Below are 16,233 nucleotides of genomic sequence, written 5' to 3'. Positions count from 1 at the left end.
GCGCCGCGCGGAAAGTCAAGATCCGTAATCCACGGAGTGTGACCGGAATTCCGGGCCGCAATTCCGATGCGGAATCCGGTGCCGCACCTGTGGCTTGTTTCCGTCGTCCCGGCTCGCTTACGTTCCATGTCCATCCGGATGGAACGCCCAATCCTGCCGCCGTCCGGAATTCGCACCCACTTCACCGTGTGGCAGGAGCGGGGGAACCAGGTAAGCCGCCGACCGGGACGACCGGACGGCTAGGGGTGAAGCCGTGCCAGGCGCGGCCGGGCATCTCCAGCCCGAACCCGACAGCTCACCTCGCAGGCGCCGGAGAGGAAATTCTTCATGCCCAACTCGGGTAAGCACCGCCGTCCCAAGTCCAGCGCCATAGCCCGCGGCGTCGTCGCCGCGAGCGCCGGCGGCGCCGTCATCGCGCTTCCGCTGCTCGGCGCCACCGGCGCCCACGCCGCGGAGCAGTCCGCCCCGGCCACGTCGAAGTCGGCCGCCACGCACACCGCCCCGGCCAAGCCCGCGAAGAGCACCGGCACCACCACCTACTCCGTGGTCTCCGGCGACTACCTGTCGAAGATCGCGGCCCAGCACCACCTCAAGGGCGGCTGGCAGAAGCTGTACCAGGACAACCGTGAGGTCGTCGGCGAGAACCCGAGCCTGATCTTCCCGGGCATGAAGCTGACCCTCGGCGCCAAGTCGGCCCCCGCCGCCACCCCGTCCGAGGCCCCCGCCAAGCCGGCGAAGAAGGCCGAGACGAAGGCCGCGCCCAAGGCCGAGACCAAGGTCGAGACGAAGACCGAGGCCACGACCGAGGCCCCGGCCGCCCAGGACAACGCCTCCGGCTACGTCCACCCGGTTCCGGGCAACCACACCACCGCCTACCGCGCCTCCGGCGCCAACTGGTCCAGCGGCAGCCACACCGGCATCGACTTCCCCGTCGCCACCGGCACCAGCGTGAAGGCGATCACCTCCGGCACCGTCGTCACCGCCGGCTGGGGCGGCGCCTACGGCAACCAGGTCGTCATCAAGCACGCCGACGGCCACTACTCCCAGTACGGCCACATGTCCTCGCTCTCCGTCTCGGCGGGCCAGACCGTGACCGCGGGCCAGCAGGTCGGCCTCTCCGGCTCCACCGGCAACGCCACCGGCCCGCACCTCCACTTCGAGGTCCGCACCGGCCCGGAGTACGGCTCGGACGTCGACCCGATCGCCTACCTGGCGTCGCACGGGATCTACGTCTGATCCAGGCGGTACCGGCCCGGTGATCCGGGTCACTGAACGGCGCAGAGGGACGGAGTGCAACGGCACTCCGTCCCTCTGCTTATTCCCTCTTTACCGAAAACTGGCCGGGTGGTTTATCTCACCCCCCGTCAACCCCTTATTACGGTCGCGTAGGTCACATTCCGGGGTGCAGGATATGCGTTTGTGGCAGACGATTCGAACAACATCCAACAGGGCGTCATCGGCCGACCGGGCGCCATCGGGTCGTACGCGGCGATTGGCGACAGCTTCACCGAGGGAGTCGGCGACCCCGGCCCGGACGGAACATTCGTCGGCTGGGCCGACCGGCTCGCGGTACTCCTCGCGGACCGGCTTCCCGAGCCCGGCACACCGGCGGGCCCCATGGGCTCACCCGCGTCCGCGCACGGGAACTTCCGGTACGCCAATCTCGCCGTACGAGGACGCCTCCTCGACCAGATAGTCGAGGAGCAGGTGCCCCGCGCCAAGGAACTCGCCCCCGATCTGGTGAGCTTCTGCGCCGGCGGCAACGACATCATCCGGCCGGGCACCGACCCGGACGACGTGGCCGAACGCTTCGAGCGGGCGGTCGCCGACCTCACGCGGTCGGTCGGCACCGTCATGGTCACCACCGGCTTCGACACCCGTGGCGTCCCCGTGCTGCGCCATCTGCGCGGCAAGATCGCCACCTACACCGCCCACGTCCGGGCCATCGCCGACCGCTACGACTGCCCGGTCCTCGACCTGTGGTCGCTGCGCTCGGTGCAGGACCGGCGCGCCTGGGACGGCGACCGGCTCCACCTGTCGCCCGAGGGCCACACCCGGGTCGCGCTCCGCGCCGCCCAGGTCCTCGGCCTCGACGTGCCGGCCGACCCGGACCAGCCGTGGCCGCCGCAGCCCCCGCGCGGCACGCTGGAGATCCGCCGCGACGACATCCACTGGGCGCGCGAATACCTGGTCCCGTGGATCGGACGGCGGCTGCGCGGCGAGTCCTCCGGGGACCACGTCGAGCCGAAGCGGCCGGACCTGCTGCCGCTCTGACCAGCCCCTCCGCTGTCCTCAGTCGCCCCGCGACCGCGTCGCGGCGACCGGGGACAGCGGCAGCGCCGCCGGTATCCGCTCCAGCACACCGCCCGCGAAGACGTCGTACAGCGGCAGCGTCTCCAGGTGCACATACCCGATGTGGCAGTCGCAGACGGCCAGCGGGCAGGCCCGCGGCGCCAGCGCCCGCCGGTAGCTCCCGTCGTACAGATTGCCCAGCTCCGCCCGGACGAAGTGGCAGCGGCGCACCGTGCCCTCCCCGTCCACCGAGATCACCGACTCACCGGTCCGGCAGGGCAGCCCCGCCGAGCGGTGCGGATGGCGGCTGTACGGGAACAGCGGATCGATCGCCGTCCACCGCTCCGCCTCCTCGTCCGTGTAGGTGTGCCCCTCGGCGGCGTTGACCCAGAGGTAGACGTCGTCCGCGAGCGCCGCGCGCAGCCGTCGCGCCTCGCCGAGATGGGCGTCGAACCCCACGACGCCCACGCTGTGCCGGACCCCGAGGTCCCGCAGCTCCGCGCACCGGCCGAGGAAGCGCTCGTACGGCGTCTGCCCCGGGTGGTACGTGCACCAGAGCGCGATCCGCTCGCGGGCCGCCTCCGGTGCCTCGGCCAGCCACCGCGTCCGGCCGCTCAGATTCGTCTGGATCGCGACCCGGCGTATGTGCGGGAGGCCCGCCAGCTCCACGATCGCCCGGCGGTACCAGGAGCGCACCAGGCCCTCGCCCCACGGTGTGAACAGCACCGAGATCCGGTCGCCGGTCTGTGCCGCCGCCCACGCGGTGAACCGTTCGAGCGCCGCCCGGTCCGCCCGCAGCTGCTCCGGGGTGTCGCGCCGCTTGGCGAACGGGCAGTACGGGCAGTCGTAGTCGCAGGAGGCGAGCGGTCCCCGGTAGAGAATGGTCAGGTCCACGGATGACTCACTTCAGCTCGTACGCGGCCATCGCGGCCCGCACGGCGGGGGAGAAGAGCTCCGGGCCCAGCGCGTCGGAGTACGCCAGCCCCTCGGGCGACAGCCGCAGCAGCCCCTGCGCCTCCGTGTCGAGCCAGCCCCGGGCCTCGAACCGGGCCAGCTCCTCGGGGAAGTCCTCGTGCGGCGAGGTGCCGAACCGCTCGCGGTACTCGGCCACGGGCATGCCCCGCGCCTGGAGCACCGACTGGAGGAGGTGGCGGCGGCGCGCCTCGTCCCCGTCGGTGTACCGCCCGACCTCGGCGCGGGAGAAGTCTTCGGTGGCCGTGTAGGCGTCGATGATGCCCCGGACCTCGGTCATCCGCACCGCGTAGTCGAAGGAGTAGTGCAGCCGCGAGGTGTAGGAACGGGCACCGCAGCCCAGGCCGATCATGCCGTCCGTCTGGCAGGCGTAGTCGTCGGGCCCCTCCGCGCACGGGGCGTCGGCGCGGCGGAACATCCGCATCGACACCTGCTCGTAGCCGTGGGCCAGGAGGTGGTCGCGGCCGGCCCGGTACAGGCGCAGGCGCTGTGCGTCCCAGTCCGCGTCGGCCTCGCCGGGGGAGCGCCGGCCGAGGGCGGTCAGCGGGCGCACGTACAGCGGGTAGAGGTACAGCTCCTCCGGCCGCCAGCGCAGCGCCGCGTCCAGCGAGGTCCGCCAGCTCCGCTCGGTCTGGCCGTCGATGCCGTAGATGAGATCGATGTTGAGCACCGGTACGGAGGTGTCCCGGATGAGCCCGAGCGCCCGCTCCACGTCGGCCGCGTGCTGCGGGCGCACCGCCGCGCGCGCCTCGGCCTCCACGAAGCTCTGCACCCCGATGCTGATCCGGGTCGCGCCCCGCGCGGCGAGCACGGCGAGCCGGTCGGCCGTCGCGGTGGACGGGGACGTCTCCACGGACAGCGGAACGGACCGCAGATCGGCGCCCATCCGCTTCTCCGCGATGTCGCACAGCCGCTCCAGCTCACCCGCCGTCAGAAAGGTGGGCGTGCCCCCGCCGAACGCCGCCGCCGCGAACCGCACCGGCTCGGCGTCGCCCAGCGCCTCCCGCACGGCACCCGCCTGCCGGTCCAGCGCGTCCAGATAGCGCGAGGTCAGCTCGTCGGGGGCACCGATCCGGGTGAAGAGGTTGCAGAAGCCGCAGCGGACCTCGCAGAACGGGATGTGCAGGTAGAGGGAGAGCGCGTCCTTGCGTTCCCCCGCCCACAGCTCGTCCAGCGCCGGCCGCCCGCCGGGCTGCTCCGCGAGCGGCCGGTACGCCGTCTTGTGCGGGTAGGCGTACACATAGCTCTCGTACGGGCGGACCGTGTGTGTCAGCGTCATCGGGCGGTCCCCGGTTCCAGGAAGAAGTGGGCGTACGGGACGGTCCAGACGGACGCGTGGCCGAGCCGGTGACCGGTGTAGCCGTCGTCGCCGTAGGCCGTGCCGTGGTCGGAGCAGACGACGGCGAAGGCGCGGCGGCGGCTGCTCACGGCGGCGAAGAGCCGGCCGATGTGGGCGTCCACGTACTCCAGGGCCGCGGCGTGCGTCGCACGGCTGTCACCGGCGTCGCGGGTCGCCCCGGCCCGGTGGAACCAGTTCGGCTGGTGGAGCGCGGAGACGTTGACGAAGAGGAACAGCCGCTGCTCGGCCGGCAGGGCGGCGACCACCTCCTCGGCGCGGGTCACCTGCGCCTCGAACGAGGTGGGCGACGCCACGCCGAACTCCGGCTCCCAGTGCGCCTCCTGGAACAACCCGGGGAGCACCGAGCCCAGCGCCCCCCGGAGGTTGAAGAAGCCGACACCGCCGACGCACACCGTGCGGTACCCCTCCTTCGCGAGCCCCGACACCAGGTCCGGGGTGTCGAACACGAAGGTGCGCTCCGCCGTGGTCTCGCTGCCGGCGAACCGGGCGGCGAACAGCCGGGGATGCGGCCCGGGCGCGGCCGGGGTGGGCAGGAACCCCGCGAACATCGCCTGGTGGGAGGCGTACGTGAAGCTCCCCGGAGCGTGCCGCTCCTCCCAGACACCGCCCGGCAGGTGCCGGGCCAGATTCGGGATGCGCCCGGCGGCGGCCAGCTCGGCCGCGACGTCGTACCGCAGGGTGTCCAGGGTGACGAACAGCAGGTCGTGGCTGCCCACGACCTCGCTCATATCGGGGTCGCAGGGGGCCGGGTGGCGCTCAGGGGGTGGTGCTGACACGGTCGTTCCTTGCTCGTTCCAGTACGGCGGCGATCTGCGCCGCGTAGGTGTCCAGGCCCTCGGCGTCGCTGCCGGGCAGACCGGTGAGGTGAGGCAGCAGGTCCCCGAAGGCGTTGACCTCGCCGACGGCGAAGCGCCGCCAGCCGGTCAGGGGCAGCAGGTCGACGCCGACGCACAGGGTGTCCGGGAAGGCGGCGGCGGCCCGCTCGCAGATCGCCAGGGCCTCGCCCCAACGGCCTCCCGCCGCCTCGACGGCCGCCCGCACCCCGGCCAGGTCGCCGCGCGCCCCGCCCAGATGCAGATTGGTCATCGGTGAAGCACTGGTGCGCACCACCGCGTGGGTGGCCCGGCCGGCGACCACGACGACGCGCAGGTCGGCGGCCCGGCCCCGCTGGGTGGCCTTGGGCAGCCAGCGCTCGATGTGCAGCCCGTCGGGCGCCAGCGCGTCGATCACCGCCGCGACCTCGCGCTCCGTCGTGCACCGGCGGACCCGCAGCGAGTTGTACAGCCGGCCGGCCGGGTCCCGCTCCACGGAGGTGGCCGCCCGGACCCGGCCCCCGCCGGCCGTCTCCACGGCCAGCACACCGGAGGCCGACGAACCGTGCGCCGGTTTCACGAACACCCGGGGCATGCGGTGGGCGGCCATCAGGTCCCGCACGTCGTCCCAGCCGCGCACGGGCGCCCCGGCCGGTCCCGAGGTCGGCGAGGCGGGGACGGGCACCCCGGCCGCGTCCAGCACCCCGTGGCACAGCCGCTTGTCGAAGAGCGCCGCGATGTCCGCCGGGCCGTCGAGCAGGCGGGCGCCGGCCTCCTCGGCGGCGCGCGCCACCTCGCGTACGGCGGCGGTGAACCGTGCGTACCAGAGCGCCGAACCCTCCACCCGCGTCGGGTCGTCGGCCCCGCGCAGCAGCCGGTCCACCTCGGCGTCCTCGCCCGGTGACTCGATGCGCACGGTCTCCCCGGGCAGGAAGCGCGCCCCGCCCCCCAGTACGCCGAGCCAGGGGACCGTACGCGCCTCGGGCAGACCGGCGGCGGCCACGGCGTCCTGGAAGAGGGCCACCCGCCGGCTGCCCGGGTTGCCGACGACCGCGAGACGCGGCGGACCACTACTCGCTGACCGCGACATAGCGGGGCTCGTCCTCGTCGTCGGGGTCCCAGTCGTCCACCTCGGAGAGGTCGACGTGGACGTCGTGGCGCTCGGACAGCTGCCTGAAACGCTCCATCACCTCGTCTCCGAGGTAGTGGTGGTGCAGGTCCAGGCCGCTGAGATGGGTGAGCGGCTGTCCTTCGAGGAGGGCCAGGCCCCCCGCGTCGCTGAGGGTGCCCATCGAGAGCGCCAGGAACTCCAGCTGCGCGACGACCGGGGCGGAGGCGACCGCCACGGCGATCTCGTCCTGGATCTCGCTGTTCTGGAGCCCGAGATGACGCAGCCGGGGAAAACCGCCCCCGGACAGCAGCGGAGCCATGTCCGCCACCGTGGCGTCGCCCGAGTACCACTGGGAGCCGAGCCACAGTTCCAGCCGCTCCAGCGCCGGGAACGCGCAGGCGCCGACCGCGCGCACGATATGACCGGGCAGACCGCCGGACTCGAAGCGGAGGGCCTTCAGCGCCTCGTGCCGCACCGGGGCCAGCTCCAGCGTCTCCTTGTTGAGCCCGCTGCCACCGCCGCGTACCACCAGCTCCTCCAGCCGGGGGAAGGCCTGCAGCACCGGTGTGATGTCGCACATCTGGAGCCACGACACCTCGCACTCCTCGCCCACCACATCGGCGAGGAACAGAGCGCGCAGCGCCGGGAAACGGGCCGCGTCCGAGGCGATCCGCTCCACCACGGGAGCCAGCGGGCTGTAGTCGTCCCGCCACCAGGGGCCGATCACCAGGGCCCGGACCCGCGCCGGGTCCACCGTCTCCAGGAAGTGCTGCCAGACGGCGGCGAACTCCGGACCCTCCCAGCCGCATTCCAGCCGCCAGGCCACGGAGTCCGCCGCGGGCGGCGTCGCCGGCGGCGGGCTGTCGTCGCCCGGGCCCGGCAGGGTGAAGACGGGCATGCCGTGGAACGAGCAGGGGTGATCGATGTCGATCATCGCGCCGTCACTCCGACACCGTGACGTACCGGCCCGCCGGGCCCCGGTTGTCCCACGGCTCGCAGCGCTCGGAGAGGTCCAGCCGCACGCCGTGCGGCTCCAGTGCCTCGGTGAAACGGCGCTCCATCGCCTCGGTGAGGAAGTGGTGGTGCAGGTCCAGCACGTCGAGATGGGTCAGCGGCTGGCCCTCCAGCAGGGCGGCCGCCCCCTCGTCGCCGAGCGTGCCGCAGGACAGGTCCAGGGTGCGCAGCCGGGCCACCAGCGGGGCCGAGGCGACGGCCGCCGCGATCTCGTTCTGGATCTCGCTGTTGCGCAGGCCGAGGTGGTGCAGGGCGGGGAAACGCGTCCCGGCGAGCAGCGGCGCCAGGTCGGACACGTCCGCGTCGCCGCCGTAGGCCGAGACGCCGAGCCACAGCTCCAGCCGCTCCAGCGCGGGCAGTTCGCTCTCCAGGACACCGCGCACCACCTCGCGCGGCAGCCCGCCCGTCTCGATGGTCAGCGCCCGCAGCCGCTCGTGCTTCGCGGCCGGGAACACCAGCTCGGAGCCGCCGCGCACGCCCAGCTCCACCAGGGCGGGGAAGGCGTCGAGCAGCGCCGTCACATCGCTCTGCTCGATCCAGGAGATCTCCGCCTCCTCCATCGTCAGGTCCCCGACGAACACCGCCTCCAGCGACGTCAGCCGGTCCGCGGCCGCGATGACGAGACCGATCGGGTACGAGGACTTCTCCTCGTACGACTCGCCCCACTGCCCGATGATCAGGGCCCGGACGCCCGCCGGATCGACCTCCGCGAGAAAGGCGTCGAACTCCTCCTCCCAGGTGCCCTCGTCCTCGTAGGCGTCGATCGACACCCGCCAGGCGGCGGCATCGGCGGCGGGCCGGGGGCCGCCCTCCGTGCCGGACTGGAAATCGACGGCCGGAAGGCCGAGCAACTCGTGCAGGTGGTCCACGGACATGCCCTGAGCTCCTGATGACGGCGACGGTTCGATGTCCGCAAGGTCTATCAAGGCCCACTGACAACGCGGCGACCGCCCCCGCCCCGGACGGTCCGACGGCCGATTGTCAGACCCCCGCCGTAGCGTTTTCGATGTGGCCGGCACACCGGGTGCCGCCGCGGAGGGGAGACGTCTGTGTACCGGCAGGGCGATGTGCTGATCGTGCCACTGGAGGAGTCGGCGGTGCCCGCGCACCTCCTGGAGGCGGCGGGCGAACTGCGCGACGCGCGGGGCCGGCTGGTGCTCGCGCTCGGTGAGGTGACCGGACACGCGCACGCCGTGCCGGGGCCCGGCCGGCTGATCCGGGAAGGCGGGGTCTTCGGCCCGATGCTGCTCCACCTCCCCGAAGGCGGACGCGTCGTCCACGAGGAGCACGCGACGATCCCGCTGCCCCAGGGCTGGTTCCGTGTGGTGCGCCAGCGGGAGTACGCGCCGGGGGCGGTCCGCATCGTCGCCGACTGAGCGACGGCGGGACGGGCAGGACAGCGGGACCGCACGGTGCGGGACCGGGACATCAGAGCGGAACAGCGGAAACAGGGGACGGGGAAACCGATGCAGTACGTGGACTCTTGGCGGGCCGTGGCGGCGGCGACGGGCGCGGCGGACCGGGCGGCCGCCGAGGACGGGGTGCGGCTCGCCTACCGCCGCGCGGGGCTCGCCGAGCCGGCGGAGTTCGTCTGGGCCGGTTCGCCCAGGGAGGCCGTGGAGGCCGTCGGGAAGCTGACCGGTCCGGGGCGCTCCGTCCGCGACGAGGTGCGCACCCGCCCCTGGGCGGAGGAACGGCGCCGGGTGTACGACGCGTTGGGCCCGGCCGGCTGGTCCGCCCTCTGGTCGGCGACCGGCGCCCAGCTCTGGGAGACGACGGCGGGCCTCGCCGAGCGGATACGGGCCGGGGTGGTCGCCGACCTCGCCGGTGCGGACCCGGACGCCGAGTCCCGGGTGCGCCTGGTCCTGCTCGACGCGGTCCTCGGGCAGCACGACGCGGCGTGGCTCGCCGCGTTCGACGGCCGGGGCGACCGGCTCGACGGACTGGCCGCGGTGGCGCGGAACGCGGGCTGGTGGTGGCCCTACGAGCGGGTCGTGGTGATCTGCGAGCGTCCGGAGACCCTGCACCGCGACGAGGCGGGCCGCCTCGACCGGGGCGACGGACCGGCGCTGTCCTACCCGGACGGCTTCGCCCTGTACGCCTGGCGCGGCATGCCGGTGCCGCCGGAGTTCCTGGACGAGCTGGCCGCGCTGACCCCCGAGCGCATCCGCGGCGAGGAGAACGCGGAGCTGCGCCGCGTGATGCTGGAGTACTACGGCTACGACCGCTACCTCGCCGAGTCCGGCGCCGAACCGGTCCACCGCGACGAGACGGGCATCCTGTGGCGGATCGCCCTCGCCGACGACGAGGACGTCGTCATGGTGGAGGTGGTCAACTCGACGCCCGAGCCGGACGGCACCCACCGTACGTACTGGCTGAGGGTCCCGCCCGCCACCAGGACCGCCAGGGAGGGCGTCGCCTGGACCTTCGGGCTCCATGCCGACGTGTACGAGCCGCTCCAGCAGACCTGACCCGGGGAGGGGAGGGGGAGGACGCGGTCAGGCCGTCAGGGCCTCGTGGTCGATGCCCAGTTCACGGGCGAGCGCCTGCTCGGTCCACTCCAGCATCGTGGCCCGGGACAGCGGACCGTTGTACGAGGTCATCTGCACGGCCAGACCGTCCAGCAGGGCGGTCAGCCGCCAGGCCACGGACATCGGGTCGTCGCAGTGGAACTCGCCCGCCGCCGCGCCCTCCTCGATGACCTCGGCCAGTTCGGCCTTCCACTGCTGGTCGAGATCGCCGGCCACATTGCGCAGCGCCGGGTCACGGAGGGAGGCCGCCCAGCCCTCGATCCACAGCCGCCAGCCCTTGGCCTGGCCGGTCGGCGCGTACCAGCGGACGGCCGCGCGCAGCCGGCGCACGGCGGTCGTGCGGCGGCCCAACAGTTTGCGCAGATGGGCGAGATCGCTCTCGGCGGCGTGCGCGAAGGCCGCCGCCACCAGCTTCTCCTTGGTGGAGAAGTGATAGAGCACGAGGGCGTTGCTCACCCCGAGCACGGACGCCACATCGGCGATGCGCACGGCGGCGACACCGCGCACCTCGATCTGTTCGACGGCGGCACGCAGCAACTCCTCGCGCCGCTCCGCCACTCCCAACCGCACTCTTGCCACGCGGTCACCCTAACCAATGCCCGCCCGGGGAACGTCGGGCGGACCGGGCGCGGACCGGCGGTACCGCTCAGCGGTACCAGCCGAAGCGCTCCGCCATCACCGGCAGCCGGTCGGCGGCCACCGCGTGCGCCGCCGCCCGCGGGGTGCAGCCGTCCGCCTCCGCGCGGGCCAGGACCAGGCCGACCAGTTCACGCATCGCGCGCCGGGTGTGCGCGAACGCCTCGCCCGCGTCGGCCCCGATGTCGCCGAACAGGGTCCACCACCACCAGGCGTTGGTCCCGGAGTTGACCACCACATCGGGCAGCACGGTGATCCCGCGTGCCGAGAGCAGCGCCTCCGCCTCCGGCAGCACCGGCATGTTGGCGGCCTCCACGACCCAACGGGCCCTGATCCCGGCCTGGTTCTCCGCGTCCACGGCGTAGGAGACGGCGGCCGGGACCAGCACCTCGGCGTCCTGGACGAGCCAGGCGTCGGCCGGCAGCTCGCGGTCGCCGGACCGCAGGACGCCCCGGTCCACGGTGCCGTGCGCGTCCCGCGCGGCGAGCAGCGCCTCGACGTCGAGCCCGGCCGGGTTCGCGATCGTGCCCTTGACGTCGGCGACGGCGACCACCCGAAGCCCCGCCCGGGACAGGAAGCGGGCGGTGGCCCCGCCCATGGTCCCGAGCCCCTGGAGCGCCACCCGGGCGCCTTCGTACGGGACCCCGTCCCGGTCCAGCGCGGCGAGTGCCGCCTCGGCGACCCCGCAGCCGCCGACCAGCTCGTCCAGTCCGATGCCGTCCACCTCCAGGGCGAAGGCGTCGGCCAGCCGGCGCCGGGCCGCGGCCTCGTCCTCAAGGAGCGGGTAGACGGCCTGCACGGTGGAGACCAGCCCCGCTTCGGCCGCCGCTCGGTCCACCAGGTCCTGGGAGAGGCCCAGGTCCTCACCGGTCGTCCAGACGTTCTCGATGTACGGGCGCATCGCCCGCAGATAGCGGACCAGGACGCCGTACGCCGCCGGGTCGCGCGGGTCGCAGTCGATGCCGCCCTTGGCGCCGCCCAGGGGTATGTAGCGGGCCCCGGGCCGGTCCGCGTCGAAGTGCAGGGCCTCCTTCATCGTCATGCCCCGGGCCAGCCCGGCCACCTCCTCCAGCGTGCAGCCCGGGCGCATCCGCAGGCCGCCGCTGGACACCCCGCGCACCAGCCGGTCGACCACCAGGTGGCCCCGGCATCCGGTGGCGTGGTCGGTCCAGGTCAGCGAGATGAGCGGGGCGGGCGGGGACACCGGAGGCGTCGTCATCGGGAGTGCTCCTGGGTCACTGTCGGCGGGCGGTCCTGGGCGGGCGGTCCGGCGGGCCGGTGTCAGCGGCCCACCTTACTGAATCGCCGGTCAGTATCGGGAGCCGGGGGCGGCCCTGTCAACGCGGCCTCCGCCGCCGGGCGGCCCCGGTGGCCGGAACGCGCCGGTGCGCGCACGGCGGGGGAGGGCGCGGTTCCGGTTCCCGGCCGGGGCGAGGCGGCTTCCCGCGTGCTGATGGCGGGCACGTGTGCGGACGGTGACGCCGGCGGAACGCTCGGTGCGGAACGCCACCCACCCGGCTGTTCCGCTCTCGCACTGTCGTACCCCTTGTCCATAATGGGACGACCCCGACTCCTCAGGAGACCCCGTGACCGGCGCTGACCACAGGCTTCCGCTCCGCACCCGGCTGCGTGCGCTGCGCCCCGCTGCCTTCGGGGCCGACCCGGACGGCGCGCGCATGGAGCGCATCCGCCGTTCCCCCAACTTCGCCGACGGCGTCTTCCAGAACCCGGTGGGGGCGCGGATCAGGCCCTCCGGTTCCACCCTGGAGTTCGCCCGGGTCTACTTCCGCAAGGAGGAGCGGGTGCTCCGGGCCCCCGCCGCCCCGGTGCCCGTGCACGCCACGACCGTCGCCGACCTCGCCCGGCCGCCCGCCTCCGGGCTCCGGATCACCTGGATGGGGCATTCCGGCGTCCTCGCCGAGATCGACGGCCGGCGCGTGCTGTTCGACCCGGTCTGGGGCGAGCGCTGCTCCCCCTTCGCCTTTGCGGGCCCGCGCCGCCTGCACCCGGCCCCCGTGCCGCTCGGCGCCCTGGGGCCGGTCGACGTGGTGGTGATCTCGCACGACCACTACGACCACCTGGACCTCCCGACGGTCCGCGCCCTGGCCCGTACGGACACGGTCTTCGCGGTCCCGCTCGGTGTCGGCGCGCACCTGGAGCGCTGGGGCGTCGCGCCCGACCGGCTCCGCGAGCTCGACTGGAACGAGACCACCACGGTCGCCGGTATCAGCCTCACCGCCACCCCCGCCCGCCACTTCTGCGGACGCGGCCTGCGCAACCAGCAGCACACCCTCTGGGCCTCCTGGGCCGTAGCCGGACCCGAGCACCGCATCTACCACAGCGGCGACACCGGATACTTCCCCGGCTTCCGGGCCATCGGCGCCGAGCACGGCCCGTTCGACGCGACCATGATCCAGATCGGGGCGTACAGCCAGTTCTGGCCCAAGGACCGTACGGACGACATGCCGGAACCGGGCGCCTGGCCGGACATCCACATGAGCCCGGACGAGGGCGTGCGCGCCCACCTCGACCTCCAGGGCGACGACCCCGGGGCGGGCGTCATGCTGCCGATCCACTGGGGGACGTTCAACCTCGCGCTGCACCCGTGGGCCGAGCCCGCCGAATGGTCGATGCGCGCCACCCGGTCGGTGGGCGTCACCATGGTCGCCCCGCGCCCCGGCCAGCCGTTCGAGCCCGCCGATCCGCCGCCCGTCGAGCCGTGGTGGCGCGGCGTGGCCACCGAGCCCGCCCCCGGCTGGGGCAACTGGCCCCCGGTCCACGTACCGCTGCACGACCGGGCGGCCGGCGCCGCCTCCGGAACCGACCGGGAACGCGACCGGACACCTCAGCCCTGAGCCCCGGAGGCGTACGTCCCGGACGAGGCATCCACAGGAGGGCCCCCTCGGCTTCGGTCGAGGGGGCCCTCCTGTGCATGCGCGTGGCATGGGGCGGGCGGATTCGGTCGGCCGTGCGAGCGCTCATACCAGAGCGGGACGGATGGCGGGCAAGTTCCACAACTGCCCATCGGGCCCGCACTTCTGACGACTACCGTATGTGTCCGGTGATCAACGGTGGGCTCATATTCTCCGGGCCTGCCCGGCCGATGACCCGAGAATGCCCGACCACCGTAGGTGCCACCACATGAACGCAGATGCCTGGGGCCCCACGTACCGAGGACGCTGATGTCTCAACTTCGCGCACCCGACGCGCGACCGGATCGACGAGAGGGCGGGCGGCACGGCCGACCGGGTGCCCGTTCCCACTCGGCCGCAGCCAGACCACGCGCGGCCCGCCCGACCCCCGAGGCGCGCATACGCCCTCAACTCCTGCGCACCGCCGTGCTGCCGGCCCTCGCGGTCGCCCTCGCCGGCGCCGCGGCCGTCATCTTCACCGCCCGCGCGGGCCACGCACGGCCGTCCACCGAACTCTGGATCGCCCTCGGCTCGGCGACCGCCCTCGCGCTCGCCGCGGTCCTCGCCGCCTTCCTGGCCGCCAACCGGGCCGCCACCACGGTCTTCGGCCGCTGCCTCGCGCTGCGCCGGACCAGCGCCCAGAGCCAGGCCGAACTGCAACGCGTGGTGGAACAGCTGCGCAACGGCGAGCCCGTGCCCGTCCGGCACGCCCCGCAGAGCCCGCCGCCCGGCGGCGACCCGTTCGAACTGCTGGCCCAGGAGCTGGGCCGCCAGCAGGAGTCCGCCGTGGCCGCCGTCGTCCAGGCTTCCCGGCTCTCCGAGCCCAGCGGCGAGGACCAGAAGGTCGAGGTCTTCGTCAACCTCGCCCGCCGCCTCCAGTCGCTCGTGCACCGCGAGATCCAGCTGCTGGACGAGCTGGAGCACGAGGTCGAGGACCCGGACCTGCTCAAGGGCCTCTTCCACGTCGACCACCTCGCCACCCGCATCCGCCGCCACGCCGAGAACCTCGCCGTGCTCGGCGGCGCCGTCTCCCGCCGTCAGTGGAGCAACCCGGTCACCATGACCGAGGTGCTGCGCTCGGCGATCGCCGAGGTCGAGCAGTACCCGCGGGTCAAGCTGGTCCCGCCGATCGACGGCACCCTGCGCGGGCACGCCGTGGCCGACGTCATCCACCTCCTCGCCGAACTCGTGGAGAACGCCACGGTGTTCTCCGCCCCGCACACCCAGGTCCTGCTGCGCGCCCAGCGCGTCACCGCCGGGCTCGCCCTGGAGGTCGAGGACCGCGGACTCGGCATGCCGGGCGACGAGCAGAAGCGGATGAACGCCCTGCTCACCGACCCCGACCAGGTCAATGTCGCCCGCCTCCTCCAGGACGGCCGCATCGGCCTGTTCGTGGTCGCCTCGCTGGCCCGGCGGCACGGCATCGCCGTGCGGCTGCAGAGCAACATCTACGGAGGCACCCAGGCCGTCCTGGTCCTCCCGCAGACCCTGCTCGGCGCCGACGAGGACGCCTCCGGCGCGACCGAGGAAGCACCCGTCCCGCCCACCGGACCCGTGCACCGCCCGCCGCCCCTGGAGGACCGCCCGGCACCGCGCGAACCGGCGTCCGCCCCCGAGCCGGAACTCCGGCCCTACGTCCCCAGCCAGCAGCCGGGCCCGCACCGGACCCCGCCCCCGCCCGGCCCGGCCCGCCGGGGCGAGGCCCCGCCGCTGCCGCTGCGCGCCGAACGCGTGGACCGCCCGGCGGACGACGTACCGCCCGCGCCCGCTCCGGCGCCCGCGCCCGCGTCCGACGACGCGACCGCGGCGAAGGCCGCGGCCGACCGGCCCCTGCTGCCCAGGCGCGCCCACCAGGAGCACCTGGTCCCGCAGCTGAGGGAGGCCCCCGCGCCCAGGTCCGACGAGGAAGCCGTCCTGCACGACCCCGGTCTCGTCGCCGCCTTCCGGCGCGGCATCGACCTCGCCGAGGCCCGGGCCGAGGCCGAGCAGGAGCCCGCACCCGAACCCCCGGCCGGAGCCACGCACATGACGACGGCCGCCCAGCCGGCCGCACCGGCCCGGCCGCTCCCCGTCCGGGGCGCCGCCGCACCCGCGCAACTGCGCGGAGCCGGTGACCCCGACCCACTCGCAGCGAACCCCATCAAGGAGTAGATGCCCCATGGCGACCGATATGCCGTCCGGTCAGGTCTCGGACCTCGACTGGCTGCTGAGCGGCCTGGTCCAGCGCGTGCCGTACACCCGCAGCGCGGTTCTGCTCTCCGCCGACGGGCTGGTGAAGTCCCTCCACGGCATGGACGCCGACAGCGCCGACCACATGGCGGCGCTGGCGGCGGGCCTCTACTCGCTGGGCCGCAGCGCCGGGGCGAGGTTCGGGGACAACGGCGAGGTCCGGCAGGTGGTCGTGGAGCTCGACTCGACGCTCCTCTTCGTCGCCACCGCCGGCTCCGGCACCTGTCTGGCCGTCCTGGCCGGCCGCAACGCCGACGCCGCCGTCCTCGGCTACGAGATGACCATGCTGGTGAAGAGCGTGCGGCCCTATCTGATGACCCCGGTGAGACAGACGGCCGGGACGCCGGGCACCCCGGGGCTGTGA

The 16,233-nt window shown here is 73.8% G+C and carries 15 protein-coding genes and 1 riboswitch; of the genes, 7 read left to right on the top strand and 8 right to left on the bottom strand.

The annotated features are described in order from the left end of the window. The first annotated feature begins 163 nt into the window (after positions 1 to 163). A riboswitch (cyclic di-AMP (ydaO/yuaA leader) is annotated at positions 164 to 324 on the top strand. 3 nt (positions 325 to 327) lie between these two features. Both ACFUJY_RS27345 and ACFUJY_RS27340 read left to right on the top strand, forming a co-directional pair. Beyond that, on the top strand, positions 328 to 1,236 hold the full coding sequence (locus ACFUJY_RS27345; RefSeq protein ID WP_383304521.1) for a peptidoglycan DD-metalloendopeptidase family protein: 909 nt from the start codon (positions 328 to 330) through the stop codon (positions 1,234 to 1,236). 183 nt (positions 1,237 to 1,419) lie between these two features. Next, entirely contained in the window at positions 1,420 to 2,274 is an 855-nt protein-coding gene (locus ACFUJY_RS27340; RefSeq protein ID WP_383304519.1) for an SGNH/GDSL hydrolase family protein, read from the top strand. Positions 2,275 to 2,292: 18 nt separating this feature from the next. Here ACFUJY_RS27340 and ACFUJY_RS27335 read toward each other — a convergent pair whose 3' ends face one another. From ACFUJY_RS27335 to ACFUJY_RS27310, 6 genes are read right to left on the bottom strand one after another with little or no spacing between them, the layout of a single operon-like run. Continuing rightward, positions 2,293 to 3,186 carry an STM4011 family radical SAM protein gene (locus ACFUJY_RS27335; protein ID WP_383304517.1) on the bottom strand — a complete coding sequence of 298 codons (894 nt, stop codon included), beginning with the start codon at positions 3,184 to 3,186 and terminating at the stop codon, positions 2,293 to 2,295. A 7-nt stretch (positions 3,187 to 3,193) separates the two neighbouring features. Next, positions 3,194 to 4,543 carry an STM4012 family radical SAM protein gene (locus tag ACFUJY_RS27330; protein ID WP_383304515.1) on the bottom strand — a complete coding sequence of 450 codons (1,350 nt, stop codon included), beginning with the start codon at positions 4,541 to 4,543 and terminating at the stop codon, positions 3,194 to 3,196. Next, positions 4,540 to 5,352: an STM4013/SEN3800 family hydrolase gene (locus ACFUJY_RS27325; RefSeq protein ID WP_383304693.1), complete on the bottom strand. Its 813-nt coding sequence runs from the start codon at positions 5,350 to 5,352 to the stop codon at positions 4,540 to 4,542. Before ACFUJY_RS27325 ends, ACFUJY_RS27330 begins: the two co-directional genes overlap by 4 nt. A gap of 28 nt (positions 5,353 to 5,380) precedes the next feature. After that, positions 5,381 to 6,526, bottom strand: a complete 1,146-nt coding sequence (locus ACFUJY_RS27320) for an STM4014 family protein (RefSeq protein ID WP_383304513.1) — start codon at positions 6,524 to 6,526, stop codon at positions 5,381 to 5,383. After that, the gene (locus ACFUJY_RS27315; protein ID WP_383304511.1) at positions 6,507 to 7,481 is read right to left on the bottom strand and encodes an STM4015 family protein; all 975 of its coding nucleotides are present in this window, start codon (positions 7,479 to 7,481) and stop codon (positions 6,507 to 6,509) included. The genes ACFUJY_RS27320 and ACFUJY_RS27315 overlap by 20 nt, the downstream gene beginning before the upstream one ends. A gap of 7 nt (positions 7,482 to 7,488) precedes the next feature. Next, positions 7,489 to 8,436: an STM4015 family protein gene (locus tag ACFUJY_RS27310; RefSeq protein WP_383304509.1), complete on the bottom strand. Its 948-nt coding sequence runs from the start codon at positions 8,434 to 8,436 to the stop codon at positions 7,489 to 7,491. 174 nt (positions 8,437 to 8,610) lie between these two features. On the opposite strand from ACFUJY_RS27310, the gene ACFUJY_RS27305 reads away from it, so the two are divergent. Together ACFUJY_RS27305 and ACFUJY_RS27300 are read left to right on the top strand one after the other, a co-directional pair. After that, on the top strand, positions 8,611 to 8,937 hold the full coding sequence (locus ACFUJY_RS27305; RefSeq protein ID WP_018100127.1) for a hypothetical protein: 327 nt from the start codon (positions 8,611 to 8,613) through the stop codon (positions 8,935 to 8,937). A 90-nt stretch (positions 8,938 to 9,027) separates the two neighbouring features. Next, a complete protein-coding gene (locus tag ACFUJY_RS27300) occupies positions 9,028 to 10,032 on the top strand; it encodes a DUF6745 domain-containing protein (RefSeq protein WP_383304507.1) in 1,005 nt (334 codons plus the stop codon). A 27-nt stretch (positions 10,033 to 10,059) separates the two neighbouring features. On the opposite strand, the gene ACFUJY_RS27295 is transcribed toward ACFUJY_RS27300, so the two are convergent. Together ACFUJY_RS27295 and ACFUJY_RS27290 are read right to left on the bottom strand one after the other, a co-directional pair. Next, entirely contained in the window at positions 10,060 to 10,650 is a 591-nt protein-coding gene (locus ACFUJY_RS27295; protein ID WP_383304691.1) for a TetR/AcrR family transcriptional regulator, read from the bottom strand. A gap of 88 nt (positions 10,651 to 10,738) precedes the next feature. Then, positions 10,739 to 11,947, bottom strand: a complete 1,209-nt coding sequence (locus ACFUJY_RS27290; protein WP_383304505.1) for a Glu/Leu/Phe/Val dehydrogenase dimerization domain-containing protein — start codon at positions 11,945 to 11,947, stop codon at positions 10,739 to 10,741. Positions 11,948 to 12,314: 367 nt separating this feature from the next. On the opposite strand from ACFUJY_RS27290, the gene ACFUJY_RS27285 reads away from it, so the two are divergent. The 3 genes from ACFUJY_RS27285 (at position 12,315) to ACFUJY_RS27275 (ending at position 16,233) form a co-directional block, all read left to right on the top strand. After that, positions 12,315 to 13,583 carry an MBL fold metallo-hydrolase gene (locus ACFUJY_RS27285; protein WP_383304503.1) on the top strand — a complete coding sequence of 423 codons (1,269 nt, stop codon included), beginning with the start codon at positions 12,315 to 12,317 and terminating at the stop codon, positions 13,581 to 13,583. A gap of 327 nt (positions 13,584 to 13,910) precedes the next feature. Further along, on the top strand, positions 13,911 to 15,791 hold the full coding sequence (locus ACFUJY_RS27280; RefSeq protein ID WP_383304501.1) for a sensor histidine kinase: 1,881 nt from the start codon (positions 13,911 to 13,913) through the stop codon (positions 15,789 to 15,791). A gap of 7 nt (positions 15,792 to 15,798) precedes the next feature. Then, entirely contained in the window at positions 15,799 to 16,233 is a 435-nt protein-coding gene (locus ACFUJY_RS27275; RefSeq protein WP_383304499.1) for a roadblock/LC7 domain-containing protein, read from the top strand.

Source organism: Streptomyces sp. NPDC057249, from assembly GCF_042669245.1.
GTDB lineage: Bacteria > Actinomycetota > Actinomycetes > Streptomycetales > Streptomycetaceae > Streptomyces.
This window is presented reverse-complemented; position numbering and strand designations above follow the sequence as displayed.

Coding starts and splice junctions, on each gene's coding strand:
- ACFUJY_RS27345 (WP_383304521.1), top strand. CDS start 328: ATGCCCAACTCGGGTAAGCACCGCCGTCCCAAGTCCAGCGCCATAGCC.
- ACFUJY_RS27330 (WP_383304515.1), bottom strand. CDS start 4,543: ATGACGCTGACACACACGGTCCGCCCGTACGAGAGCTATGTGTACGCC.
- ACFUJY_RS27325 (WP_383304693.1), bottom strand. CDS start 5,352: ATGAGCGAGGTCGTGGGCAGCCACGACCTGCTGTTCGTCACCCTGGAC.
- ACFUJY_RS27320 (WP_383304513.1), bottom strand. CDS start 6,526: ATGTCGCGGTCAGCGAGTAGTGGTCCGCCGCGTCTCGCGGTCGTCGGC.
- ACFUJY_RS27315 (WP_383304511.1), bottom strand. CDS start 7,481: ATGATCGACATCGATCACCCCTGCTCGTTCCACGGCATGCCCGTCTTC.
- ACFUJY_RS27310 (WP_383304509.1), bottom strand. CDS start 8,436: ATGTCCGTGGACCACCTGCACGAGTTGCTCGGCCTTCCGGCCGTCGAT.
- ACFUJY_RS27300 (WP_383304507.1), top strand. CDS start 9,028: ATGCAGTACGTGGACTCTTGGCGGGCCGTGGCGGCGGCGACGGGCGCG.
- ACFUJY_RS27290 (WP_383304505.1), bottom strand. CDS start 11,947: ATGACGACGCCTCCGGTGTCCCCGCCCGCCCCGCTCATCTCGCTGACC.
- ACFUJY_RS27280 (WP_383304501.1), top strand. CDS start 13,911: ATGTCTCAACTTCGCGCACCCGACGCGCGACCGGATCGACGAGAGGGC.
- ACFUJY_RS27275 (WP_383304499.1), top strand. CDS start 15,799: ATGGCGACCGATATGCCGTCCGGTCAGGTCTCGGACCTCGACTGGCTG.